At 56.2% G+C, this 24,920-nt stretch carries 14 protein-coding genes, 1 tRNA gene and 2 rRNA genes (1 of these 17 cut by a window edge); 10 read left to right on the top strand and 7 right to left on the bottom strand.

Features of this window, described 5'->3' with window-relative positions; genetic code table 11:
- The first annotated feature begins 59 nt into the window (after nucleotides 1–59).
- From GLS_RS06310 to GLS_RS06295, 4 genes are read left to right on the top strand one after another with little or no spacing between them, the layout of a single operon-like run.
- Nucleotides 60–434, top strand: a complete 375-nt coding sequence (locus tag GLS_RS06310; RefSeq protein ID WP_148295899.1) for a tetratricopeptide repeat protein — start codon at nucleotides 60–62, stop codon at nucleotides 432–434.
- Nucleotides 435–489: 55 nt separating this feature from the next.
- Nucleotides 490–6,120: a glycosyltransferase gene (locus GLS_RS06305; RefSeq protein WP_041111600.1), complete on the top strand. Its 5,631-nt coding sequence runs from the start codon at nucleotides 490–492 to the stop codon at nucleotides 6,118–6,120.
- Nucleotides 6,117–9,812: a glycosyltransferase gene (locus tag GLS_RS06300; protein WP_041111599.1), complete on the top strand. Its 3,696-nt coding sequence runs from the start codon at nucleotides 6,117–6,119 to the stop codon at nucleotides 9,810–9,812. Before GLS_RS06305 ends, GLS_RS06300 begins: the two co-directional genes overlap by 4 nt.
- Before the next feature lie 2 nt (nucleotides 9,813–9,814).
- A complete protein-coding gene (locus tag GLS_RS06295; protein ID WP_041111598.1) occupies nucleotides 9,815–11,401 on the top strand; it encodes a hypothetical protein in 1,587 nt (528 codons plus the stop codon).
- Between the two features lie 6 nt (nucleotides 11,402–11,407).
- Here the strand turns inward: GLS_RS06295 and GLS_RS06290 are convergent, their stop codons facing one another.
- Entirely contained in the window at nucleotides 11,408–12,202 is a 795-nt protein-coding gene (locus GLS_RS06290; RefSeq protein ID WP_041111597.1) for an ABC transporter permease, read from the bottom strand.
- A 209-nt stretch (nucleotides 12,203–12,411) separates the two neighbouring features.
- Between GLS_RS06290 and GLS_RS13100 the strand changes: the two genes are divergently transcribed.
- The 3 genes from GLS_RS13100 to GLS_RS06270 all read left to right on the top strand — a co-directional run bounded on the left by GLS_RS13100 (nucleotide 12,412) and on the right by GLS_RS06270 (nucleotide 15,428).
- Nucleotides 12,412–13,437, top strand: a complete 1,026-nt coding sequence (locus tag GLS_RS13100; protein WP_080691903.1) for a glycosyltransferase family 61 protein — start codon at nucleotides 12,412–12,414, stop codon at nucleotides 13,435–13,437.
- Between the two features lie 10 nt (nucleotides 13,438–13,447).
- Nucleotides 13,448–14,080, top strand: coding sequence for a hypothetical protein (locus GLS_RS06275; RefSeq protein ID WP_148295898.1), 633 nt, complete (start codon nucleotides 13,448–13,450; stop codon nucleotides 14,078–14,080).
- Nucleotides 14,081–14,297: 217 nt separating this feature from the next.
- The gene (locus GLS_RS06270; RefSeq protein WP_226986657.1) at nucleotides 14,298–15,428 is read left to right on the top strand and encodes a polysaccharide biosynthesis/export family protein; all 1,131 of its coding nucleotides are present in this window, start codon (nucleotides 14,298–14,300) and stop codon (nucleotides 15,426–15,428) included.
- Nucleotides 15,429–15,485: 57 nt separating this feature from the next.
- On the opposite strand, the gene GLS_RS06265 is transcribed toward GLS_RS06270, so the two are convergent.
- Nucleotides 15,486–16,133: an ABC transporter ATP-binding protein gene (locus GLS_RS06265; protein ID WP_041111594.1), complete on the bottom strand. Its 648-nt coding sequence runs from the start codon at nucleotides 16,131–16,133 to the stop codon at nucleotides 15,486–15,488.
- A gap of 3 nt (nucleotides 16,134–16,136) precedes the next feature.
- Nucleotides 16,137–17,186, bottom strand: a complete 1,050-nt coding sequence (locus GLS_RS06260) for a capsule biosynthesis protein (RefSeq protein WP_226986656.1) — start codon at nucleotides 17,184–17,186, stop codon at nucleotides 16,137–16,139.
- Nucleotides 17,187–17,698: 512 nt separating this feature from the next.
- Between GLS_RS06260 and GLS_RS06255 the strand changes: the two genes are divergently transcribed.
- From GLS_RS06255 to GLS_RS06245, 3 genes are read left to right on the top strand one after another with little or no spacing between them, the layout of a single operon-like run.
- Nucleotides 17,699–18,145: a sterol desaturase family protein gene (locus GLS_RS06255; RefSeq protein ID WP_226986655.1), complete on the top strand. Its 447-nt coding sequence runs from the start codon at nucleotides 17,699–17,701 to the stop codon at nucleotides 18,143–18,145.
- Between the two features lie 12 nt (nucleotides 18,146–18,157).
- On the top strand, nucleotides 18,158–19,369 hold the full coding sequence (locus GLS_RS06250; RefSeq protein ID WP_041111591.1) for a glycosyltransferase family 4 protein: 1,212 nt from the start codon (nucleotides 18,158–18,160) through the stop codon (nucleotides 19,367–19,369).
- Nucleotides 19,370–19,403: 34 nt separating this feature from the next.
- Complete coding sequence (locus GLS_RS06245; protein ID WP_041111590.1) at nucleotides 19,404–20,708, top strand: glycosyltransferase family 4 protein; 1,305 nt, start codon at nucleotides 19,404–19,406, stop codon at nucleotides 20,706–20,708.
- 136 nt (nucleotides 20,709–20,844) lie between these two features.
- Here GLS_RS06245 and GLS_RS06240 read toward each other — a convergent pair whose 3' ends face one another.
- The 4 genes from GLS_RS06240 to GLS_RS06225 all read right to left on the bottom strand — a co-directional run.
- Nucleotides 20,845–21,810 (bottom strand): carbon-nitrogen hydrolase family protein, encoded by a 966-nt coding sequence (locus tag GLS_RS06240; RefSeq protein ID WP_041111589.1) that lies wholly within the window; start codon nucleotides 21,808–21,810, stop codon nucleotides 20,845–20,847.
- 215 nt (nucleotides 21,811–22,025) lie between these two features.
- Nucleotides 22,026–22,102, bottom strand: a tRNA-Met gene (locus tag GLS_RS06235).
- A gap of 53 nt (nucleotides 22,103–22,155) precedes the next feature.
- A 5S ribosomal RNA gene (gene rrf / locus GLS_RS06230) occupies nucleotides 22,156–22,270 on the bottom strand.
- An 82-nt stretch (nucleotides 22,271–22,352) separates the two neighbouring features.
- Nucleotides 22,353–24,920: ribosomal RNA gene (locus tag GLS_RS06225) — 23S ribosomal RNA — on the bottom strand (it continues 168 nt past the right edge of the window).

The raw sequence follows: 24,920 nt of genomic DNA, 5'->3' as shown, positions 1-24,920 counted from the left end.
CACCTCTCCTTTTCATTCTTCCTGATATTCCGCCGAACGTCCCACCAGGTATCGTGATCATGATTTTTCCATTCAAAAGTGCTCCCCGCCTTCGCGATCTGGCTCGCAATGCGGACACGGCCAGGGACGCGAAACAGTGGCCGGAAGCCGCCCTGGCTTACAGGAACCTCCTCACCCGATATCCGGACCGCGTGGACATGTGGATCCAGTATGGGCATGCCCTGAAGGAGAGCGGCTATCTCGTGGATGCCGAACTGGCCTACCGACAGGCCATTCAACGCAGCCCGACACAGGCGGAAGGATACATTCAGCTTGGACACGCCCTGAAACTCCAGAACAGACGCGAAGAAGCGGCCACAGCCTATCGCGAAGCCCTGCGCCATGATCCCGGCGCCACAGTCGCGACTGTTGAACTCGCAGCACTTGGTTTCTAATTCCCCAGATTTCTGAAAACCCTGTCTTTATCTGAAAGCGGATCAGGCACTCCTAATGCAGAAAATTTTTTCCCTGTCTGAAATCGGCGCCTCCGACGTAAGCCACGATCTCGTTTCCTTCGATATTTTCGATACGCTCGTCTATCGCCGATATCTGGAAGTCAATGAGGTTCATGATCTTGCCAGCGCCTATGCCCTCAGCCTTCTGGGGCAATTCGGCAAGGAAAATCCGGGCGCTCTGACCCTCACGCGCTACGACATCACCAATGTGATGAAAGCCGCCGCACATGAACGTATCGAGGAACCGACCCTAGAAGCTGTCTGGAGCCGCCTTTTCACCGCCCGGATCGGCCATACGGAAAAAGCCCTGACTCTGGGACGGAAGGTCGCGGCCTTCGAATACGAGATTGATCGTCAGAACCTGTACGCGGTCGAAGGCGCCGCCGAAATGCTTGCTGCACTCAAGGCACAGGGCAAGACGGTCATCGCCATCTCGGATATGTATTTTTCCCAGACCGAGATCGAGGGCATCCTGCTTCAGACAGGACTTGCCCAGCATATTGATCGCGTTTTCGTATCCTCGCAGGAAAACCTTACGAAACATTCGGGCAATCTCTTCACCCATGTGTGGAAGCAGTTCGATATTGCCCCTGCGAAGACGCTGCATCTGGGAGACAATACGCATTCCGACGTCGCCATGCCCACCAGCCTGGGCGGTCATGCGATCCACGTCGCCCATGCTCCACTGCTCCGTATCAAGCGCCCCGATTACGGCCGCCGTCCCGACATTCACATGGAAATTGGCGATCTTTCCAAGCTTTTCCTGACGCAGTTGCTGCTTTGCGCACAGAGCGATGGCAGCGACAGACTGTTCTTCCTGAGCCGTGACGGATGCCTGTTGCACAAGGTGCTGGAAAAGTGGAATTCGCCGCTGTTCCGCAACTTCTTCACTCCCATTCACTCGGAAGACCTGTTCCTCAGCCGCGCCGTCACCTGCTGGCTGAATGTCAATTTCCAGGACAAATGGCTTCTGCAGTCGATCGGGCACGCGTTCTGGCTGCATCACGGCAAAGCCACGCCCCGTCAGATTTCCGGAATGCTCGGTATCGATGCCACTCCAGCCGGCCTGGATGCGGACAAGGTCTACCACTCCTCGACGGATACCTTCACGGTTCTGGAAGCCTATGAAGCATCGGGTCTGGTCGAGGAAATCCGCACGGCACTCCTGCACAAGCGTGCCATGGCCGCATCCTATCTGAAGGATGCCGGCGTTCTGAATCACCAAAGCGTCCATGTCTGCGACGTCGGCTATTCCGGAACTGTCGTACGGGACCTCAACACCTTCTTCCTTCAGGAAGGCCCGCAGGGACTGGGTGGCTCCATTCCGCAGGTATATTTTCATTGCATCGCCAGCAATGCGAATTATTCGGGCAACGCCCGAACGGCCCTGCCCCACGTCATTTTCCAGAAAGACGTCATCCTCAATGACGGCCTCCTTCCGGGCGAACTGAAGGACAGCTTCGCCTGGCTGGAGATGTTCTTCAAACATCCGCTGTACGGCCCCCTGTTGGGCTATCGCAAGGATGGCGACCGAACCGTGCCGTCCTATGACGTCGCAGCGCAGGAAGATCCCCATCATCCCTGCCATCTGATCCTCAACACCATCAAATCCGATCCCTCGGATATCGTTCTGCTATGGATGAGCGCCGTCGGGTTCTGGTCCCAGTTCACATCTCCTTTGATCGAGCGCTTCCTGAACCCGGATGAGTCCACGATCGAACAGATGCTGAGTGACGTGTACGAAGTGGATGCCGTGAGCGGAAAGACCCGCAGCGTCGTCCTCGTCGCACCGGAGCTTTCTGACGAGGAAATCCGTCATCGCGCCCAGCGGGAGGATTACTGGATCCCGGGCTCCCTCGTCGCATCGCGGCTGGCACGGACACGGTCAGCCTTCGAAACGGACACTGAGCAGAAGTCGCTCGTCAACAAGCTGCGCGCCCTCGCGAACCATGGTGCCGAAGGAAAAGGCAGCAAACAGGCGGAGAGGAATCAGGACGCTTTCGATCCGGCGTTCTACCGCCGCTTCTATCGCGACCTGAGCGCCCTGCCCAACGACCGTGCTCTTGAGGATCACTACTTCACCCATGGCAGACTGGTCGGCCGGTATGGATCGGAAGCCATGATGAAAAGGGAACAGGCCGCTCTTGAACAGCGCCTCCCACGGGATTTTGACGCCGGCGCCTATTTCATGGCCAACCCTGATCTGCCTGTCACCCAGCCAGTTTCGTGGACCGCTGCCCGGCATTACCTTAACATCGGAGCCGCCCAGAACCGTCCGTATCATTACCATTTCCCGGGTCTGGACGAAGCCTTCGAGGCCCTCCTCACCACGAATAAGATTTCCCTGAGTGACGCCGAGAGAAAGGATTATCAGGACGGCGTTCCCGCCCGTATCCTGCTCCTGCGTCGTCTGGGTGCGATCAGCGCGCCGTGGTTCAACATGCTGGACCTCCAGGAATTCAGCGCACTCAACTTCGAATGGTGCGGCAAGCCCGCTTCAGCCGCAGAAGCGATCCTGACCTTCCTGAAAGACGGTATCGAGCGTATCGCCCCGCTCTCGGTTTCCGTAGCATTCGATCCGGACTTCTATCGCCGCCAGTATACCGATGCCGCCGATCTGTCCGACATTGATGCCTACCGCCACTGGCTGGAGGCTGGCAGCCTCATGCATCGTGCCCCGTCCGAGGAATGGGCCTTGCAGCACATGATCGGCCAGCGGACCTATCCCACGGCCTTCCACTGGGATCTCTTTCAGGCCACCGACCGGGCCCGCTTCGCCCGCTCCACGCGTCTCGACCTGCTGGATGCCTTCCTGTCCACTGCTGTGCCCCCCCGCGATGATCTGGTGGGCGGTCCGGGCGCCGGAGACCTCTGGACCTGGCGTGCAGCACGGGCCCAGGGAGCAGGCGACCAGCATCTGTCCACGGAATGTCTACGTGAAGCCGCCCGCGTCGAGCCGCATCGCGGCGTCTTCTGGCATACGCTGGGTGACCGGCTTCAGTCACAGGGAGATCTGCACGGGGCTCTTGAAGCCTATACACGCTGCCTGAAGACGGACACGCCGAACCGTTGGAGCCACATCAACTGCATCCGCCTGTCGGCAGATCTCGGCTTCTACGAAAAAGGCCTGGAGCATCTCCGCACCGCCCAGACGGCCTGGAAAGAAATGCAGCCCTGGCGCGAAGCCCGGACCCATCTGTTCATGCGCTGGTTCGATCACGCCGCACACCACAGCTACGACAGGATCACTCAGGACGACATCCGGGCCAGAACCCATCCTGACGCACGCTTCCTCGCGTTCATGAACACCTTTGTTCCAACCGTAGCATCGATAGGCATCCCTGCCCCACTGACCCTTGCCCGGACAGACGGACCGATCCTCATCCTCTCGGGCTCCGGACTATCCGAAAGGACCCGCTGGGAAGCATCGCTACGCATCGCACCCGATGACGCGAGACAGGTTATCGTCTTCTCCCGTGAGCAGGTCGCCCTGTTTGCGGAAAGCCTGCCCGGCGCCTCGGTAGCCCTGTACCATGAGGTTGAGACCGACGGACTGATCGTCGATACCCTGCTGCGCGCCAAGGCCCTCGGCGTGCGCAACATCTACTGGGCCGGTCCGCTGGGCCGCGATAGCACGGGCGAAGGCCCGGATCTGTCCGACCTGGCATGGAGCGACTTCCTCCTGTATCGCGACAGCCGTGAAACGGGACGGACCCTGCGTTCGATCCATGCAGCAACAATGTGTGACGACGTGGTCCTGACCATGCCTTCCCTCATCACCCGTTTTCACGACCTCAGCCTTCGCCCCCGTCTCGGCGTCTCCGCCCTGATGGACGCTCTGGCCGACATGCCGCCCGCCACAGAAACGGCTCCGGGGAAAATCCGTATTTTCTGCTCTCTGGCGGGCCGACCAGTTCGCGTGTCTACGGCAGATGAGGACGCCTATGCCCCACGGATCGGGCAAAAGGCTCTCCTGAAGGCGCTCGACGCCCTCCTCGAGACCTATCCGGATGTTTCGCTTCTCGTGGAAGGTGTTGATCCTGCTCTTCCACTGTCTGTCCGCAATTCCACGCGTATCGAGCGCCTTGGAAGCGAACTGACATCGGATCAGCGTCTCGCCGCCCTGAGCCGCTGCGCCATCGCCCTCGACCTGCGCCACCTCCCCCGCGACCAGCGTTCGCTGGCGGATGAAGCAACATGGTCCGGCATTCCGTGCCTCGTGCTCTCTGACAATCCCGCACTGGGCAGCGCATCAACGCCGGGCTACGCCAAATGGGCCCAGATTTCCGAAGTCCTGAAAGCCTGGATCGGCCAGCCCCAGACGCTGGAAGATGCCACCCTCGCGGCCCGTACGCACTTTGAGGAAGCTGTTTCCCCGACGCCTGTCGTCTGGTCCCCCGTCCGGGCGGTCCCGGCCACCAAGGCCAAGCCACGTATCCTGTTCGCAAATCTTTTTGCCCCGCCCCAGACTACTGGGGGTGCAACACGCGTCCTTTCGGACAATGCAGGCTACATGCTGGCTCATGCCGGTGACGATTATGATTTCGCGATCCTGGCATCTGATGACGAGAACAGTCATCGTGGCGTCACACGTGTCGACAGCTGGAAAGGTGCACCGGTCTTCCGGATCGCCACGCCCCAGGAAATCGACATGGACTGGCGGACCTACAATTCCGAGGTCGATGCCCAGACACGCCGCATCATCACCCTGTTCAAGCCGGATCTGGTCCACATCCACTGTCTGCCGCGCCTTTCTGTCGCGGTCGCAGAGGCATGCCGCAGACTGGGCATCCCGTATGTCATCACGCTGCATGATGCCTGGTGGCTGTCAGACTTCCCCTTCCTTGTCCAGGAAGACGGGGAACCGGCCCGTATCAGCATTGACCCTGCAACACAGTCCTATTCGCACCGGATTGGCCTGCCGCGCAGTCTCGAACGGGCCGCCCGACTGCGGAGCGCCCTGCGTCACGCGCAGGAACTGCTATCGGTTTCCGAAGAATTTGCGGAAATTTACCGCAAGGCAGGTTTCCAGGTCTCCACGATCGCCAATGGCGTATCGGCGCTCGTCGCCCCCGTGCGCACTCCGCGGCAGGGTCGCGTCCGGCTGGGTCATCTGGGCGGACTGGAACATCACAAGGGCGCCTATCTCGTCGAAGCCGCCCTTCGCAGCCGTCCTTTCCGGAACCTCTCCCTGACCATCCTCGAACATGCTCGGGATCCCGGCTCTCCGCTCGAAACGCGATGGGGCAGCACGCCTGTCACCATCCGGGGAAAAGTTCCGGCAGACAGGATCGCCACACTTTATGGAGACATGGACATCCTGCTCGCCCCGTCCACCTGGCCCGAAAGTTTCGGCCTCGTGACCCGCGAAGCAGCCCAGTGCGGCGCATGGGTCATTGGCAGCAATCAGGGGGCCATGGGCACTGACATCGTCGAGGGAGTGAACGGCTTCGTGGTCGATACAACCTCGCCCGCGGATCTCGTCCGGGTTCTGGAGATGATTGACGCCGATCCGGAGCGTTACCTGACACCTCCCCCGCAGCCGGACACTCCGCTGCGTCATGCCGATGATCAGGCGCGGGACATCCTGTCCCTTTATCGTACCCTTCTGGCTTCCCGCCCATGAAACCATGGCGGATCGGCCGACTGTTCCGGACGTCTCTCCCTGTGGATCATCATATCCGTCAGGGAAACGCGCATAACAGCGACCGGAACTGGGCACAGGCCGCCAGAGCCTATCAGGCAGCGCTGGCGGTCGATCCGGGTCTGGCGCATATCTGGATCCAGCTCGGCCACGCCTTCAAGGAACAGGGAGACCTTTCCCAGGCCGAACATGCCTACCGTCAGGCAACGCTTCTCTCGCCACATGATCCCGATGGCTGGCTTCAGCTCGGTCATCTGCTGTCCCTTGCGGGCAATTTCCGCGACAGCATCACCGCGCTGGAAGAAGGCCAGCGCATCTCCGGCGATCCCCTCTTCGCGGCGGAGGACATCGCTGCCCTGCGCGAACGCCAGAAGCAGCCCAAGCGTTCATGGCGACAGCCAGAATGGGTGACACCCGATATTACCGCACTCTGGACCAGCGAGGGCTTCTGCCACGCCGGAATGGAACTGTTCGACCCCTGGGCCTACTGGCAAATCAATCCTGAAGTGCGCCAGACGTTCGGCACCCCCGTCGCTCTGGACCTCGTGCGGCATTTCTGCACGTCCGGTATCTCAAAATGCCTCCCCTTCAGCCTCGTCGAGAGTTTCGATCCCGATTTTTATCGCAGGTTCCGTCTGAACGGCATCGCCTTCACGGATGCCGGCGCTTACCGGCACTGGCTCACCACTGGTATTGCGCAGCACGTCCCTGCGAACGAAAAACGCTGGATCCAGAGCCTTCTGGGCGACCGGATCACTACGCTCGAAGACGTGGATCCCCTTCTCTCATCGGCCTTCCGGGACGAAAACGCCGCCACCCATACCCGGCGCACCCTGGTTGAGGGCTTCATCTCCGACCTCCTCACCGATCCCGAGCGCCCCGTCACGCCCACACCGCGCAACGCTCCCCTCCTGCACGCCATCGCATGCCGTGGTGAAAAGGGAAGTGCTCTTCATCAGAAGGGAGCCAGACGACTACGGGAAAAAATTTATCTCCATGTCCCCACCTGCCGTCAGAATACGCGCGCACTCGCCTTTATGCTGGCTTCACAGAACATGGAAGGATCGGCGCTTCCATTATTGAAGGATCTGGTTCGCCAGCCTCACGAAGCAGCCGTGACATATCTGGTTCTGGCACGTTGCGAAGACCATTTAGGCGAACGGAAAGCAGCTCGAACGACTCTGTACGCAGGTGGCGCATCACATGCCGGCGAACCTGCTCTGCGCCATACGCTCAGAACCCAGGAAGAACAGGACCTCCAGCAAGCCTGGAGAGAGGCACTGGCGTTAGCTCGAATCGGACGCATAGCCGACGGTCAGAATATCATTCACAATTTCCTAAATGAGATCCCATTTCGGCTGCCTTTTCCAAAAGCACTCAGGCCACGTACCGGAAAGATTGCCATCGTTGCCGAGATGAGCCTTTCCCAGTGCCGTCTTTATCGTGTGGAGCAACGGCGGGATCATCTGCTGACTGCGGGGTACACTGTTGAAATCTTCAATGTAGATAGTGATCTCGATGCCTTCACCGCAGGAATTTCCGCTTTTGAAAGCGTAATCTTCTACCGGACGCCCGCATGGCCCGCAGTCATCCGCTCCATCCATCTGGCCCGCTCACTCGGCCTCACCACGTTCTACGACATCGATGATCCGATTTTCGATGCCGAACTCTACCCTGAACCCTTCGAGACTTATGGCGGCACCATCAGCCAGGAAACCTATTACGGCCTGGCACTGGGCGCTCCGCTGTTCGCAAAGGCCCTGAGCCTGTGCGAATACGCCATAGCCTCCACAGAACCTCTCGCCGAGCGGATGCGACGCCATCACAATGGCGAAGTCTTCGTCCAGCCGAACGGCCTTGGAGAGGCGCATGCAATCGCAATGCGGCGTCACGGCAGAAAATCTCCCTCTCCCGATCAACCCGTGACGATCTTCTATGGCAGCAACACGAAAGCAAACCGTTCAGAAATCGTTTCCGTGCTCGAGCCGGCCCTGGCGCGGATCCTTAAAAAATATGGCCAGCGGGTCCGGCTCTGCATCGTCGGCGACCTGCCCGAGGACAGCATTCTCACGGACCTGAGGGGGAACATCACGCTTCTTCCCCCTTTGCCGGATGTGCAGGCCTACTGGTCCCTTCTCTCCTCGGCCGACATCAATCTCGCCATCCTTGGCCAATCCCCCACGACCGACACAAAAAGCGGCATCAAATGGCTGGAAGCCGCAATGTTCGGCATCCCCTCTGTCCTTAGCGACACCGCCGGCTACAGGGATGTTGCCAAAGAGAACGAGACCGCTCTCTTCGCCACGGACACCAACAGCTGGGTACGGGCGCTGGACCAGCTCGTGGCAGATCAGGCACTGCGGACCCGGATCGGAAAAGCCGCCTATACCCATGCCCTCACCACCTACGGGGCCACCCCGCTCGCCAGCCGTGCCAAAGCACTCATGGAACGAACGGCACCGCCAGACACGACAGCACGGCACCGCATTCTCGGCGTCAATGTCTTCTATCCCCCCCAGGCCATCGGCGGAGCCACCCGGGTCTTCCACGACAACCTCAGCGACCTTTCCACTCCGGAAGACAAACGCTTTCTGTTCGAAGTCTTTACTTCCCAGGCCGAACCCGACAGCGAGAAACTCCGGGTTTACGCACAGGATGGTATCCTCGTCACATCGGTCGCCCCTCTGGATGTGGACGACAAGGACCGTATCGCTGAAGACCCCAACATGGTCACGCAATTCCGCAAAGTGATCGAACGGTTCCGTCCCCACCTCGTGCATTTCCACTGCATCCAGCGCCTGACCGCCGGCATCATTGATGTGCTCCTGGAACTGGACATTCCTTACTGCATCACTCTTCACGATGCCTGGTGGATTTCGGACCGACAGTTTGTCATCGACGAACTCGGGCAGCCGCGGCTCTATAACTACTCTTCGCCTCTTGAAACCCTCGAACGGTGCGGTGCAAAGGCCGTGGCACGCATGGAGAGTCTGCGCGACAGGCTCTTTGGCGCAAAAGCAGTTCTGGCCGTCTCGGAAGCGTTTGCAGAACTCTATCGTACTGCCGGGGTCCATCACGTCCAGACCATTGGAAACGGTGTCAGCGCCCTTACGCCCCGTCCACGTCTCCGCGAAGAATCCGGGCGTATCCGTTTAGGCTTTATCGGAGGCCTGGCACGTCACAAGGGATGGGACCTGATCCAGATTGCCCTTCGGGAAGGGAATTTCCACAATCTCGAACTTCTGGCCATAGATCATGCGATGAGTCCCGGCGATGAGCGGACAGATGTCTTTGGACAGACGCCGGTCGTTTTCCGCGGCAAAATGTCCCAGAATGAAGTGGCCGGTCTCTACGCGAGCATCGATGTCCTGCTGGCTCCCTCGATCTGGCCGGAAAGTTTCGGGCTCGTCACCCGCGAAGCCGCGCTTTGCGGATGCTGGGTAGTCGCATCAGATCGTGGCGCCATCGGTGATACCATCAACAATGATATCAATGGCTTCCGGATCGATGTTTCCAGCGCAGCAGATCTGCGCCGCGTCCTGACGCTGATCGATAAGTCCCCCACCCGCTTCAGGCAGCCTGCCCCAGAACTGAAAATATCCCGGACTGCACGCGACCAGGCGCAGGATCTGGGCGTTCTGTACGAAAAGCTTCTTCAACCCGGAGAGACCTAAACATGTCCCGTCGAGCCGACCGTATACATCCCGATGTCAACCGCCGCCGGGCACTGGTCGGCATGGGTCTTGCCGCGCCTTTCCTCGCCGCAGCTTCGGCCTCCGCGGAGAAGAGAGTTTCGTCACTGCGAATTGATGAAGCCGAACTCCGGCGTCGTGGCGCGGCTCTTGATGGGAAAACGGACGACCTGCATGTCCTGCAGGGATGCATCGACGAAAGCAGCGTCACCACTCCAAACATGGCGTGCCCTTCCATCCTGTTTGATCTTCCAGCTGTGACGATCTGTCTTTCGGGGCCACTACAGACGAGAGGCCGCAATCTTACTATCCGCGGGGCCGGACAGGACCTGACGGTCCTGGTGATGGCAACGGGCGGTAAGGGAATCCTGACACACGGGACGTCCAGTGAGCCAGCAAGGGGTTATCTTCAGCTTCAGGACCTCGGTTTCGATGACGGTAACCCGAAAGGCAGTGGATGCACGGGCATTTCCGTCCATTTCGCTGCAGAAGCTCCACAGGCAAGCATGACGTGGCAAGGCGTCGCCCTGCGGAAATGGAGCCAGGGTGCCACGATCGTAAACTGCCCACGGAACTGGCATTGCGAAAACGTGACGGTATTCGGGCCCGACTTCGCAATGCAGGATGCGGCTGGTTTCAAGATCATCAGCGAACCCCATTTCACACAGGGATGCTTCACTTATATCTTCATCAATGTCCTGGTCGCCAATTACAGCTGGGGCTGGGACTATGACATCCGCTCTCCGCTGGAAGGACAGCGCTTCTATTCCTGCACCTGTTATAATGGTTGGGGAATGGTGCGGTCGCGGGTCCATGCTTCACCGGACCGTCGGAACAGCATTGATGAGACCTATCGCAGCGTCATCTGGTACTTCATGGAATGTGACTGGCAGGGCTTCGGGTATGCTCTGGATCTGGTCCACTGCAGGAACATCATCGTTCGCGGCGGCTTCTACATTGCCAACCGCAACGTGGATCATCTGCCCATTCCCGATGGGCGGCCAAGACGGCGTTATATGAGCTTTGTCGATTGCGGGGATATCCTGCTCGACGGCGTGAAATTCGACGTCTTTGCGGGTAGTGAACCGGATCTATCCCTCGTTTATGTCGACGGACGCTCTGACAATTTCCGTGCCCGCGATACCAATGTCCTGTCCTATGCCCCGATCTATTGCGCTTTTGAATTCGCAGATCCGGCGCTTCCCAATCCCAAACGTAACACGCTCTCCGAGGTGGACACCCTCTGGGCCGCCTGGTCCGGCGGAGAAAAAGTCCGCGATGCTGGGGGAAACCAGATCAGCCAGACATCACTCCGTGAAATCGGAGGCGAAATAACATCAGACGGCCTGATCAGCCTTCATGGAAGAACGAAGGCGAAGCAGGGACGCACAGAAATCTTTTTCCCCAAACGGCCTCTGGGCCATAACTGTTTTTTTGCGGCCCCAATCCTGCTCGCACAAACTTACGGAGAAAACGCGACAGCCACCGTAACAAGTGTTTCTGCTGTCAGCTTCACCGTCATAGCGAGCAAAGCAGACTGTGAGATCGTCTGGACGGCAACAGGCCAATAACGGATTTCAGACGACCGATATAAAGCGCCGCACCCGCAAGGTCAGAGAGAGACCAATAATCAAAAGAATGATCGTCGCATAAGCGTCATAAACCATGTCGTAGTAGGGATGAATTGTTTCCCCAAACTGCCCTCCCCGGATCATTTCGATATTATTGACGGAGGGCGACCAAAGTAAGACTTCACGCGCTTTCTGCGGAAGCCAACTGCAAAATGCGAATGCTCCTGAGAACGGCAAAGAAAGGTAGGAAAATACACTTACGGACTTTTCCACCAGCTCGGAGCGCTGGCTCAGAGCCGCCACAAGCAGGGCAGTCGCATAAGAGTAGGCTGCCTGATAGATAATGCCGACATACAGCAGGCCAATGTCCTTGGGAGGAGACATGTAACCCAAAAGAATAGCCCCTGTACAAACGATCAGACCGGCCATAATCGTTCCGCTGATTTCCAGAACGCTTCGAGCGGTAATAATATCCAGGGGTGTGACTTGCCGATGGAAAAGCAGGCTGCCATTGGCTTCGAACGCTCGAATGGAAACCATGAGACAATGCCGCCACATGGTCAGGGGCACATAGCCCGTAATGACCACTGCCGTTGTCTGCAGACCATGCTCGTGAGCAGGACGAATTGCGGTCCATGCGATCGCGACGCCAGCACAGAAAAGAATGGGCTCACCCACAATCCAGAGATATCCCAGATTCTCTCGCCCGAAACGCGTGTGAAGCTCACGCATCATCAGTGCAGCAATGACCTTGATCTGAAGTTTTACCAACGACACCAGACTGTTCTGATAATGACGCATGTAAATGAAACATCTCCAATGTAGAGAAAAATATTTCTCAGATATGCATTCTAACGCACCAATCCGGCATCTTGCCTTTCAGGGGGCGGTCTACCATAGTTAGCCCTCTTCACAAAAGCGAAGAGGGGTCTCGATCCCTTGACGCACGGGACAATCGACAGAGAATTGCAGACAGACATGAACCCCACGACCCCTTCAAGGATTTTCTCATGATCCTTCGAGATGTTACCACGATCTGGGGAAACGATCATCTGGTCCGTTCACGCCCGTCCATAGAAGAGCATTTTGATGTTCTTTTTGTGCCGTTCACTGTGGGTGTACACCTCGACCACGACCGGCAGTGGGGGATTTTTTCCCGTGACGGACGTCTGATCGATAGTTCGGGATATTTTCGTGGGCAACACGCCCTCGTCTGTGGAAACAGCACGACAGATATAAATTTTGATGATGTCCCGTATGCGCCGGAACAACATTATATCTACGGTGGTCCGATCATAAACCACTTCGGACATTTCCTGATCAGTTCCTTGTCACGGCTGTGGTTTTTGGAATTTCACGAAAAGACTTCACCTATTCTCTGCCATAGTCACGGAGCAATTCCGGACTGGTTCAATCCTTCCTACAGAGAAGAGTTTTGGAAAGGGGCGAATCTTGAAGCCAAGGATTTCGCCACGTTCGAAACTCCAGTACGGATTCGCCATCTCTCCATTCCCAGAGCCTCTCTGGAGGAGCAGAATTTCGTACATGACGTCTATGGCAGAATGATGCGGAAGATTGGCGATCGTATCGTTGGACAGAGGCCCATTCACTCCAACACAACACCAGCTTATCTCAGCAAACACCAGATGCGAAACGGTGTCACCAAAATCGGAAATGAAGAAGAAATCATCGATGTCCTTCGGGATGCAGGCGTGGAAATTTTCTGCCCGGAAACCATGTCTCTTCCAGACCAGATTTCTTTATTCAGAGAACGCCAGACCATTATTGGCACTTCTTCTTCCGCATTTCACATGAGTATATTTTCCGAGTTGGAGAATGATATTTTTTGCATTCTCCCCACAAATCTTCTCAACAGCAATTTTAAACTAATAGACAAAGCAGCAAAAAATAAAAGTCGATATTTATTCCCGAAATCTGGAACAGAGCAGCACGAAAACACTCTAGGGTTCAATCTGTACAGTATCGTATCCGACCCAAAAGGCATTGCGCACGAAATTTTGTCAAGAATTGACTGAGGAATACACATTGTCTCTGTATGATGCATTCACCAGCGTCAAAAGCGGTGAAATTGAGAAAAACGTGCACTTCTTCTCGATTTACGAGCGATACCTTGCGTCTTATAAAAATCGTCCCTGCGTTCTCTACCTGATTATTGATGAGCCGCATGCTCAGGCTCAGGCAGAAATGTGGGTGCGGTACCTGGGGGCCTTTTCAAAAATTGTTTGCCTCACCAACGGGTACAAAGATCAAGATCAGATCGCCTTCAGGGCCGGAAACCTGGATAATCCCTTGTTCCGAAAGCAGCTTGTCATAGAATTTGGCGCGCCAGACATCGTGATAGATGACGGATCGCATCTTCCGGAGGATACTATTTCAAGTTTCGAAAACCTGAATGCCATCATCAAGAATAATGGACTCTATTTTATAGAAGATACTTACACATCCTACTGGGAAAACTATAAAGGATCATTGGGAGATCCAGGCACCATCTTAGGATATGCCAAAGATTTGATCGATGAGATGCATGCTCATCACACGGGACAGGTCATTCCTCCCAACTCTTTCAGTGAAAACGTGCAAAGCATGCATATCTACGATGGTCTGCTGGTATTCGAATATGGGCGATATCTTGATCGACGCAGCGTAAAAAATTTCTGAGGCCTCGTCTGTCGGCATGCTTTCAGTCACAAACCCTTCAATGGGTGGACCTGCTGTCCACTCTAAGTCTACACAACGCGCTGACAAGGATTTTCCCGAGGGTTCAACTTCTATGACCGTTCCGCGTATCAGCCTGTCGTGCCCACGCTGGTCGGCCCGTTTTGCCAAGCATAGCATAGCATATGCGTTCGCCCTTGCTCTTGCTGGATGCAGCGCCATGCCAGACAGTGGCCCCACTGAAAGTGGTGTGCTGCAGGCATCACGGGATACGAAACATAATCCTCTGGACTTTGCCGTACTCCCGGTTACGCCGAACGTGGCGGCGATTCTGGCGGCTGAGATTCCCCCGTTCATCTCTTCGCTGGATACGGCTGACAATGCCCCAGCCCAGAATGATCGGGTAGGTGCGGGTGACGTCCTGACCATCACAGTCTTCGAACTGGGGAACGGTCTTTTCTCATCGGGCGGCAGCCTGTCGGCCGTCACCCAGTCCAATGGCATGGGTGCCGCGTCAGGAGGTGCCACTGGCGTAACCGCTGAAACGCTTCCGCCAACTGAAGTCGAAACCGACGGGACAATCCTCGTTCCGTATGCAGGACGCCTGCATGTCGCGGGCAAGACCCCGCAAGCTGTTGCGGCAATGATCAGTGCGGGGCTGGCTGGAAAATCACAGAACCCTCAGGTCATGGTCAGGATTGCCAGTGACATTTCCAATACGGTCATTGTTTCTGGTGAAGTCCATCATCCAGGCCGCGTCACACTGAGTACCGCTCAGGAACGTCTGTCCGACCTGATCGCCATCGCAGGCGGTGCCATCTATCCCCCCGAAGACACTCATGTGCAGCTTGTGCGCCAGGAACATACGGCAGCCACCGATCTGGGGACGCTGGAATCCTATCCGGCCCAGGATATCCGCGCCCGTCCTGGAGACCGTCTGCATGTCATCTATCAGCCGCGCACCTACACGGTATTTGGAGCAGCAGGACGGGAGGCAACAGAAACACCGTTCAAGTCTCCTCATGTCTCCCTCGCAGAAGCTCTGGCGCGGGTCGGCGGCCCGTCTGACAGCCGTGCGGACCCGAACGCAGCTTTCCTGTTCCGTTTTGAAACTCCTGAGACGGCAAGAACGCTGAAAATCACGACACCCGCCACACCACTTGGTGTCCCGGTTGTCTATCAACTGGATCTCATGAATCCGACGTCGTATTTCGCCGCTCAGCGTGTTCCCATGAAAAATCACGACGTGCTTGTCATCGCCAATGCAAAAACCAATCGGTTCTATAAGTTCACGCAGCTTATCAGCACACTGATCAGCCCGGCGATTACAGCGGCCTGGCTTGCCCGCTAAGAAGAGGCAATGCCCTCTCATCCTGTTCCGACAGGATGAGAGGGCCTATCGCGCGTTTCATAGGTTTTCGTAAACAGCGATTGCTTCTTCGAGCGTCTCATAAGGCCTGAGATGGCCTTTATCGAGAACACCGACCCTGTCGCAGGTATCACGCATGAACCCCATATCGTGCGAAACGACGATCATGGCTCGCTCACTGCGTTTATTGAACAATTCGTCCTGACATCGTTTGTGGAAACGGGCGTCACCAACCATGATCACCTCGTCGATCAGATAACAGTCGAATTCGATCACAATGGACAGAGCAAAGGCCAACCGCGCCCGCATTCCTGAAGAGTAGGTTTTGACCGGCTCAAGAAGCTGCCGCCCCAATTCCGCAAAATCTTCCACGAATGCCCGGGTGTAGGCATAGTCCAGATCATAAATCCGTGAAACGAATTTCAGGTTGTCCAGCCCGGTCAGGCTCCCCTGAAACGCCCCTCCAAACGCTAGCGGCCAGGACACAGTCATAGTGCGTTCGATACGCCCGGCCGTCATCGGCTCTACCCCCCCGATCAGACGGATCAGGGTAGATTTTCCTGCGCCGTTACGCCCCAGGATACCAAGCTTTTCCCCTCTGTTGAGAGTAAAGTTCACCTTATCCAGAACCCGGCGTTGACCGCCATGAACGGGATAATCCTTCGTGACGTCGATACAGCGCAGCATATCTCAGACGCTCTTATGTTCGCGGGCACCAGACACCAGAAGAGCGCCCATCAGATACAATGCCAACATGGTGGCAAATACGATTGCTATGTTGGCAAGTGTCCGGGGATAGGCAGCATAGTCCGGCCGATTGGGTTTTGTGACCTCTTCAAGATAAAGCTGCTGTCTGTCCGCCTGGATCCGCGCCGCATCAAGAGCAGCATCAGCCGCACTCACTTCCCGTTCGAGAAGCTGGCGCTGGAACAGAAGGTCTTCATAGCCACTGATCTTGGGAACGAAAGTATCCTTCCCTCCTGTTATACGGGAAGACGAATGGGTAATTTCCTGGTCAAACGCTGCCATTCGGCGCTTGAGCACGGGAATGAGCGGGCTATCTGGCGTGGAATGCTGGAGTTGTTCGAGTTGAACGCGCGTGGCCATTTTCATTGTTTCCAGCCCTGCAATATCTGTCAGGAGAGGCTGGGACTGGCGCTGCGGATCAAGCATCGCGATTTCATTGCGATATGAGTCGATCTGGCTGTTGACTCCCCTCAGCCTTTCGATCGCAAGATCGCGCTCCTTGCGGGATGCGGAAATCGTGTTCTCCCGCTGCCGTTCATTCATTTCATTGACGAGTTGCTCGGCCGCAGCAATCAACGCTTTGGCAATTCTCTGTGAATCGTCAGCCCTGAATGTTCGGACACGCAACGTGGACAAGCCAGTGGTCGTGTCCAGTTCAGCCTTCACGTGGCGCTGATAATAAGAATAGAAATGCTCGAACGTAAGACCCGAGTAGAAGTTGGGATAACGCGCCAGAGCATCCGTTCCCGGCCGATCAAAAACGCTAGCCAGATCCTGCGTATGGAGCAGGAGTTGCGCTGCATCACGTGACGTCACGTATTCCTGAACGACGTAGGTATCTTCTGTCCCACCAGAACTCCCGCCGGACAGCAGTCCAGCCAGCGCCCCGGGCGACTGGGACGGCTGTCCCCGGACAACGAATTCCGCCTCTGACTGGTATTGCGGGGAGGCCACCAGTCCGTAATAGCCACCCGCAAGAACGGTCGGAAGCACAACAACCCCCAGAAAAACGGACCGGCGCCGGATCCAGGACATGGTCTGGTGCATTCTGCCAGGAGATCTGTTTTCTCCGGTCATCCTGTCATTCTCGAAACCTACGGACACCCTATTCATATGGATCGGCTTGCCTCACACTTCTGATCTTGCCACCATATATCAGTCTTGCCGTTCTGAGGACCTCTGTCAGGCATTCTCCTGGAAACCTTGTTCGGCACCTGGTTATTCAGTCTGTGTGTAACGGTTTGGCAGACATTGAGATTTTACCGTGATTTACAGGGAACTGGCTGGATGATAGGACGTAAAGTTACGGGTTGCTTCTGTAAAGACAGGTGAGGTTTGCAATGATGGTCCGCACTTTCAGGGCACATCCGACGCGGGTCCGCCTGTTTCGAAACAAATGGCTCGAGCTGACGACGCTCACTCCTTTCCCTTTGTTTTTCAGCGTCTGGTTTCCAATCGACATTCTTGCGATCGCGACAGCTTTCCGGTCGGACTCAGGCTGGGAAATGGTAACAGGCTTCCTGACAGGACTGCTGGCCTGGATTCTTTTCGAATATGTCGCACACCGCCACATCTTCCATCTCAAGCTCAGTTCCGCGATGGGACGTCACTTCATCTTTCTGATCCACGGCAACCATCATGCGGATCCGAAAGACCCACTGCGCAGCATCATGCCCCTGACCGTCAGTCTTCCTCTTGGGTTTCTGATATGGCTTGCCTGCCGCCATTCCGGACTTCCTGGCCATAACTCAGGCTTTGCCGGATTCGTCACGGGTTATACCGTCTATGACACGGTGCACTGGGCCTGCCATCAGACGAATTCTCGCAGACGGCTTCCCCGGATTTTGCGCAAGCATCATCTGCTGCATCATCATGCGCCTGTCCACGGCAATTACGCTACGACAGTTCCCCTGCTGGATCGCATCTTTCGAACCCATATCCGGCCGCGATAAGTCTACGACTTCATGCGGATCATTCTAGACGCCCGAAATACCGGCCGGGCCATGGGCACCGGCGTCACAACCTACACGAAAACACTCGCCGAAGCCCTGAAAAACCAGCAGGAAATCTCGGTAGGGTGGCTCCATGAAGCGTCGGGTTTACAGCCAGCCGCCTCGCAGCATTCCCATTCGTTTCCCGCCCGCAGCCTCCGGTTCGCCCGGGCCCTGAGTAGCCGGCGGCGCAAGGGTTTCGCTGGTACAGGCCCCCAGACAGGAAACCTGATTGCCGAGGATATCTTCCGGATCGGGCATGTGCATTTCAATATCTTTGGAAAACTTCTGGCAGTCGAGCCCACTGAAGAACCCTCGATCATGCACTGGACCTGTCCACTGCCGCTCTACATGCCCGGCTGTCCCAACATCGTCACGATCCATGACCTCATCCCCATTCTGCATCCCGAATTCTGCCAGACGGATCCCAAGCGGACCCAGCGGATGCTCGAGCGTGTGATTGATCGGGCAGATCTGATCATCACGATTTCGGAAAGCGTCAAAAAAGATATCATGACGCATTTCGGTCTGCCGCCGGAGCGGATCCACGCCATCCATCAGGCGACCAACATCCAGGCAGAACTCTCACGCAGCCACTCCATAGGACAGACACCCTGCCCTGATGGAAGCTTCATCCATATCGGCACCATCGAACGCCGCAAAAACATCGCACGCCTGATCCGGGCTCACAGCCTCAGCCGCACCACGCGCATGCTGGTTCTGATTGGTCCGGATGGCTTCGGCGCACAGCAGGAACTCGCGGCACTCTCAGAACATCTCCACCCAGAGCGCGTCATGCGGCTACCCTGGATTAGCCGACCTGATCTTCTTGCAGCCCTCACCAAAGCCCGCGCCATCGTATTTCCCTCTTTGGCCGAAGGGTTCGGGCTTCCTATCGTGGAAGGCATGGCTCTGGGTATTCCGGTTCTCACCTCTCAGGGCGGCACCACTGAGGAAATTGCGGGGGGCGCCGGCTGCCTGGTGGACCCGCTCGATATCGGGTCGATCACGGAAGGCCTGATCGAGCTGGACCGGGACGAGACCTTATGCCGAAATCTCGTTGCCCTTGGCCGCGAACGTGTAAAGCATTTCAATCCCCATGATTACGGATTGCGCTTCAGCGCCCTGTATCGTGAGGTCCTGGCCGGAAGACAGCCTTCTTCCTGCCACAACCCGACGGTCTGATGTCGTATTCCCCATTTCCGTTCAAGGAGTTCAAGTGTCCGTTCAATCTCGCCTTCACGTCGCTCTCGATGGTTTCAATCTTGCCCTTCCCCGCGGCACGGGAGTAGCGACCTACGCGCGGACACTGAGTTATGCCCTCAAGGAAATGTCTTGTGAGGTCGACGTACTGTATGGCCTGAACATCCCTTCCAAGGCACCAAGTCTGCTGCGTGAAATCCTGTTTTTCGATCAGGTCTGCGCAGAGGAACCAAGCCGTCGGGCACGCTTCATGGGCGCCCGATGGAAAGAACGGGCCCGTGCAGAACTTCTGGGGCACCGTGCTGTCAGCGTTCCGGTCGACCAGCATGTAGATGCCCGTTCTTTTTCAAAACGGCTTCCAGCTTTTGACAGTATTCTCAATGCACGGGACCTGTTCATCACGGCATGGGCACATTACCGCCGGACGCGCCGTTTCCTGAATATTACTCTGCCCAATACCCCGGATGTCATGCACTGGACCTATCCACTGCCAATCCGGGCTCGGAATACAAAGAACGTTTATACCATTCACGATCTTGTACCCCTGCGCCTCCCACACACCACGCTGGACAACAAGACCAACCATCTCCGATTGATTACGGATATCGTGCGGCACGCAGATGCGATCTGTACCGTCTCAGAAGCATCCCGACGGGATATCATAGACTTTGCCCCGCAGGCTGCAGCAATCACGCACAACACCTATCAGTCGGTGCGGGAACAGACCGCTGTTCAGAACCTTTCTGCTGACATTATTACCCAAACACTCAATCGCCTTTATGATCTCAGAACAGATGGATATTTCCTCTACTATGGTTCCATTGAGCCCAAGAAGAACATCGCGCGTCTGATTGAGGCTTTCCTGGCCTCTGAAAGTCAGAGACAGCTGGTCGTAGTGGGTGCCATGGCCTGGAAATCAGAAGGCGAACAACAGCTCCTGGAGCGTGGCAAGCGTCTGGGACGTATTATCCAGATGGAATACCTGCCGGAAAATGACCTCATGATGCTCATCCGGGGGGCGAGAGCCGTCCTGTTTCCTTCCCTCACCGAAGGATTCGGTCTGCCCGTCGTGGAAGCGATGATGATGGGAACACCTGTCCTGACCTCAGGAGAGGCATCGCTGCCGGAAGTCGTGGGAGAGGCCGGGCTGATGGTGGATGCCTATGATACGATCAGCATCATGGAAGGTATCCAGAAGCTCGATAGGGACGATAATCTTTGTCAGAAAATGCATCAGGATGGCCCCGTACAGGCCCGCAAATTCGACATGGCAAATTACCAAATTGCCCTGAAGAAATTCTATAACGCTGTCCTTGGCTGAAAACGCAGCACGAAATGTGGCGTTTTCACATCGAGGTTTTCTTATGCCTCAATCCTGACCGTTAGTGACATAAGGGCTCGAAAAACCTTCTGGTTTTGAGGAGCCCTTTTCACCCTCCTGACGCCAGCAGAACAGGCTATTCGCTTTGGTCACTTCCTGAGACAGCCTGAGCCTGTTCTGAAAAAGAAACTGGATTTTGTGGAACGTCGTTAACGCGCAGACTGAAAATATCGGGGCGGGCATAATGACCTGCAACATCCAAGTCATATTTTGCCCGGATAATGTCTTCCAGATCGATATCGGCTGTCAGAATTGCTTCCCGGTCATAAACCGGTCCCGCGATGATCTCTCCCAATGGGCTGACAATAATGCTGCCTCCCCGGATAAGAACCGTTTCGGGGTTATTTCCTTGATGACACGCGTAGTTTTCCGGGGCGTCTGCACGCGTCATGAACTGACAGGCACTCAGAACGAAAGTCCGACCTTCATAAGCAATATGACGCATGGAAGCCTGCCAGATATCACGCTCGTCCACCGTAGGCGCGCACCAAAGGTTGATCCCCCGCGCGTACATGCTCTGACGGAGATCCGGCATATAGTTTTCCCAGCAAATCGCAGCACCCAGGCGTCCAATCTCGGTACTGAAAACCGGAATGGTGGACCCATCTCCCTGTCCCCAGACTAAACGCTCGGTACCCGTCGGCATTAACTTGCGATGCTTGCCCAAAAGCGCTCCGTCAGGCCCAAAAAAGAGTGCTGTACAGTAGAGGGTTGCACCATCCCGCTCGATCACCCCAACGACCAAGTGTGCTGTCATTTTCTGGGCAAAAGACCCGATCCGCTCTGTTTCAAGGCCCGGAACCACAATGGCTGACTTCCAGTACCGCAGATAATCATCCCGTCCTTCAGGAAAACGGCTTCCCAAAACGGCACCAAAGGTCAGTCCTTTAGGATATCCGCCAATATAGGCCTCCGGGAAAACTGCTAAATCAATCCCCTGCGCAGCAGCAGCCTCGCAGTGCGCTTCCATGCGATCAAGAGTTGCAGGCGTATCGAACAGGCTACTTCCGGCCTGAATAACGGCAACACGCAGCTTGGTCATACATGATTCTCCCGAATATTCAGCGCGGCTCAGTCCTGACGAGTAACTTGCTCATTACAGGAACGCGAGCATACGTAGTGTAATTTTCCTTTCCGAAGCGTTAGATCCCAAAGCGATGAAGCAAATCTGCTCTCCTCCCCCCGGCCTTCAAATGCGAAAACCCCCACGAACCTGTTGGTTTCGTGGGGGTTTCAGGCACCTGGTGCAGGGATCTATGGTTGCGGGGGCAGGATTTGAACCTGCGGCCTTCAGGTTATGAGCCTGACGAGCTACCGGGCTGCTCCACCCCGCGGTGGTGTTTGGTTGATGTTGGGGGATTTGGTGTGGTGTTGGGTAGGCTGGGGGACCTGGCGGCGACCGACTTTTCCGCACCTTAAGGTGCAGTATCATAGGCGCTGAGGGATTTCACGGCCGAGTTCGGGATGGGATCGGGTGTAGGGCCCTCGCAATGGCCACCAGGTCTTCCAGCCCACCCTGTCTTTTGAGAGAGGGTGGTGGTTGGTGCGTTTGAAGTGTGTGGCTGATTTCTGTGCATGTGTTTTGGAGTGAGAAGTATGAGCGATTAGGACCGGTTAGCTGCATGCATTACTGCACTTTCACACCCGGCCTATCAACGTGATGGTCTGTCACGGCTCTATGAGACCTCGTTTTGAGGTGGGTTTCCCGCTTAGATGCTTTCAGCGGTTATCCCGTCCATACTTAGCTACCCGGCTGTGCCACTGGCGTGACAACCGGTGCACCAGAGGTATGTTCATCCCGGTCCTCTCGTACTAGGGACAAATCCTCTCAAGTCTCTTACACCCACGGCAGATAGGGACCGAACTGTCTCACGACGTTCTAAACCCAGCTCACGTACCACTTTAATCGGCGAACAGCCGAACCCTTGGGACCTGCTCCAGCCCCAGGATGTGATGAGCCGACATCGAGGTGCCAAACCTCCCCGTCGATGTGGACTCTTGGGGGAGATCAGCCTGTTATCCCTAGAGTACCTTTTATCCGTTGAGCGATGGCCCGTCCACGTGGGACCACCGGATCACTATGGCCGACTTTCGTCTCTGATCGAGCTGTCACTCTCACAGTCAGGCGGGCTTATGCCATTGCACTCGACAGCCGGTTTCCGACCGGCCTGAGCCCACCATCGCGCGCCTCCGTTACACTTTGGGAGGCGACCGCCCCAGTCAAACTGCCCACCATGCAGGGTCCCGGACCAGGCTTACTGGTCTCGGTTAGACATCAGAAAAATTCAGGGTCGTATTTCAAGGATGGCTCCACCCAAGCTGGCGCCTGGGTTTCAAAGCCTCCGACCTATCCTACACAGAATGTCTCTGATGCCACTGCAAAGCTGCAGTAAAGGTTCATAGGGTCTTTCCGTCTGACCGCGGGTACCCCGCATCTTCACGGGGAATTCAATTTCGCTGAGTCGATGCTGGAGACAGTGGGGAAGTCGTTACGCCATTCGTGCAGGTCGGAACTTACCCGACAAGGAATTTCGCTACCTTAGGACCGTTATAGTTACGGCCGCCGTTTACCGGGGCTTCAATTCAGTGCTTGCACACCTCCTCTTAACCTTCCGGCACCGGGCAGGCGTCAGGCCCTATACGTCATCTCACGATTTCGCAGAGCCCTGTGTTTTTACTAAACAGTCGCTACCCCCTGGTCTGTGCCACCCGTCCATGGTTGCCCACGAGCGGGTCTCGTTTATCCCGAAGTTACACGAGCAATTTGCCTAGTTCCTTCAGCATCGTTCTCTCAAGCGCCTTGGTATTCTCTACCAGTCCACCTGTGTCGGTTTCGGGTACGGTCTATACGCCAGAGCTATTTCCTGGAATGATTGAAAAGCCTGTTCAATCCGTTAAGGACAGACAACATCTCTCATTCGTCACTTCTGGCAGGCCCAGTAATATTCAACTGGTTCCCATCGACTACGGCTCTCGCCCTCGCCTTAGGGGCCGGCTCACCCTGCGTGGATTAACCTTGCGCAGGAACCCTTGGACTTTCGGCGACAGTGTTTCTCGCACTGTTTGTCGCTACTCATGTCAGCATTCGCACTTCCGATATCTCCAGAGAGGGTCACCCCGTCTCCTTCGCAGACTTACGGAACGCTCCGCTACCGCGCATTCAAAGAATGCACCCACAGCTTCGGCACGTGGCTTGAGCCCCGTTACATTTTCGGCGCAGGGTTTCTAATAGACCAGTGAGCTATTACGCTTTCTTTAAAGGATGGCTGCTTCTAAGCCAACCTCCTGGTTGTTTTGGAATCCCCACATCCTTTCCCACTTAGCCACGATTTAGGGGCCTTAGCTGGTGGTCTGGGCTGTTTCCCTCTCGACAATGGACCTTAGCACCCACTGTCTGTCTGCCGGGCTATACTCCTGGGTATTCGGAGTTTGGTTAGGTTTGGTAAGGCTTTGGGCCCCCCTAGCCCATCCAGTGCTCTACCCCCCAGGGTAAACACCCGACGATCTACCTCAATAGATTTCGCGGAGAACCAGCTATCTCCGAGTTTGATTGGCCTTTCACCCCTAGCCACAGCTCATCCCCGACTTTTTCAACAGGCGTGGGTTCGGCCCTCCAGTGCGTGTTACCGCACCTTCAGCCTGGCCATGGCTAGATCACTCGGTTTCGGGTCTTCTGCCAGCAACTCATTCGCCCTATTCAGACTCGCTTTCGCTACGCCTACACCTAACGGCTTAAGCTCGCTGCAAACAGAAACTCGCTGACCCATTATACAAAAGGTACGCCGTCACCCCATAAGAGGCTCCGACTGCTTGTAGGCGTCCGGTTTCAGGTCTCTTTCACTCCCCTCATCGGGGTGCTTTTCACCTTTCCCTCACGGTACTTGTTCGCTATCGGTCACTAAGGAGTATTTAGGCTTGGAGGGTGGTCCCCCCATGTTCAGACAGGGTTTCACGTGCCCCGCCCTACTCGAATCCTCATCAGAACACTACGCTTACGGGGCTATCACCCATTCTTGCCGGACTTTCCAGACCGTTCAGCTTCTTCCTGATCAGGCATTGGCCTGCTCCGCGTTCGCTCGCCACTACTAGCGGAATCTCTGTTGATGTCTTTTCCTCCAGGTACTGAGATGTTTCAGTTCCCCGGGTTTGCCT

The organism is Gluconobacter oxydans DSM 3504 (genome assembly GCF_000583855.1).
Taxonomy (GTDB): Bacteria; Pseudomonadota; Alphaproteobacteria; order Acetobacterales; family Acetobacteraceae; genus Gluconobacter; species Gluconobacter oxydans.
Note: the sequence above shows the minus strand (reverse complement) of the source record. Positions and strands in the feature narration are given on the sequence as shown.

Excerpts from the sequence above, each read along its gene's own strand:
- GLS_RS06310 (WP_148295899.1), top strand. The coding sequence starts at position 60 with ATGATTTTTCCATTCAAAAGTGCTCCCCGCCTTCGCGATCTGGCTCGC.
- GLS_RS06305 (WP_041111600.1), top strand. The coding sequence starts at position 490 with ATGCAGAAAATTTTTTCCCTGTCTGAAATCGGCGCCTCCGACGTAAGC.
- GLS_RS06300 (WP_041111599.1), top strand. The coding sequence starts at position 6,117 with ATGAAACCATGGCGGATCGGCCGACTGTTCCGGACGTCTCTCCCTGTG.
- GLS_RS06295 (WP_041111598.1), top strand. The coding sequence starts at position 9,815 with ATGTCCCGTCGAGCCGACCGTATACATCCCGATGTCAACCGCCGCCGG.
- GLS_RS06290 (WP_041111597.1), bottom strand. The coding sequence starts at position 12,202 with ATGCGTCATTATCAGAACAGTCTGGTGTCGTTGGTAAAACTTCAGATC.
- GLS_RS13100 (WP_080691903.1), top strand. The coding sequence starts at position 12,412 with ATGATCCTTCGAGATGTTACCACGATCTGGGGAAACGATCATCTGGTC.
- GLS_RS06270 (WP_226986657.1), top strand. The coding sequence starts at position 14,298 with ATGCCAGACAGTGGCCCCACTGAAAGTGGTGTGCTGCAGGCATCACGG.
- GLS_RS06265 (WP_041111594.1), bottom strand. The coding sequence starts at position 16,133 with ATGCTGCGCTGTATCGACGTCACGAAGGATTATCCCGTTCATGGCGGT.
- GLS_RS06255 (WP_226986655.1), top strand. The coding sequence starts at position 17,699 with ATGGTAACAGGCTTCCTGACAGGACTGCTGGCCTGGATTCTTTTCGAA.
- GLS_RS06250 (WP_041111591.1), top strand. The coding sequence starts at position 18,158 with ATGCGGATCATTCTAGACGCCCGAAATACCGGCCGGGCCATGGGCACC.
- GLS_RS06240 (WP_041111589.1), bottom strand. The coding sequence starts at position 21,810 with ATGACCAAGCTGCGTGTTGCCGTTATTCAGGCCGGAAGTAGCCTGTTC.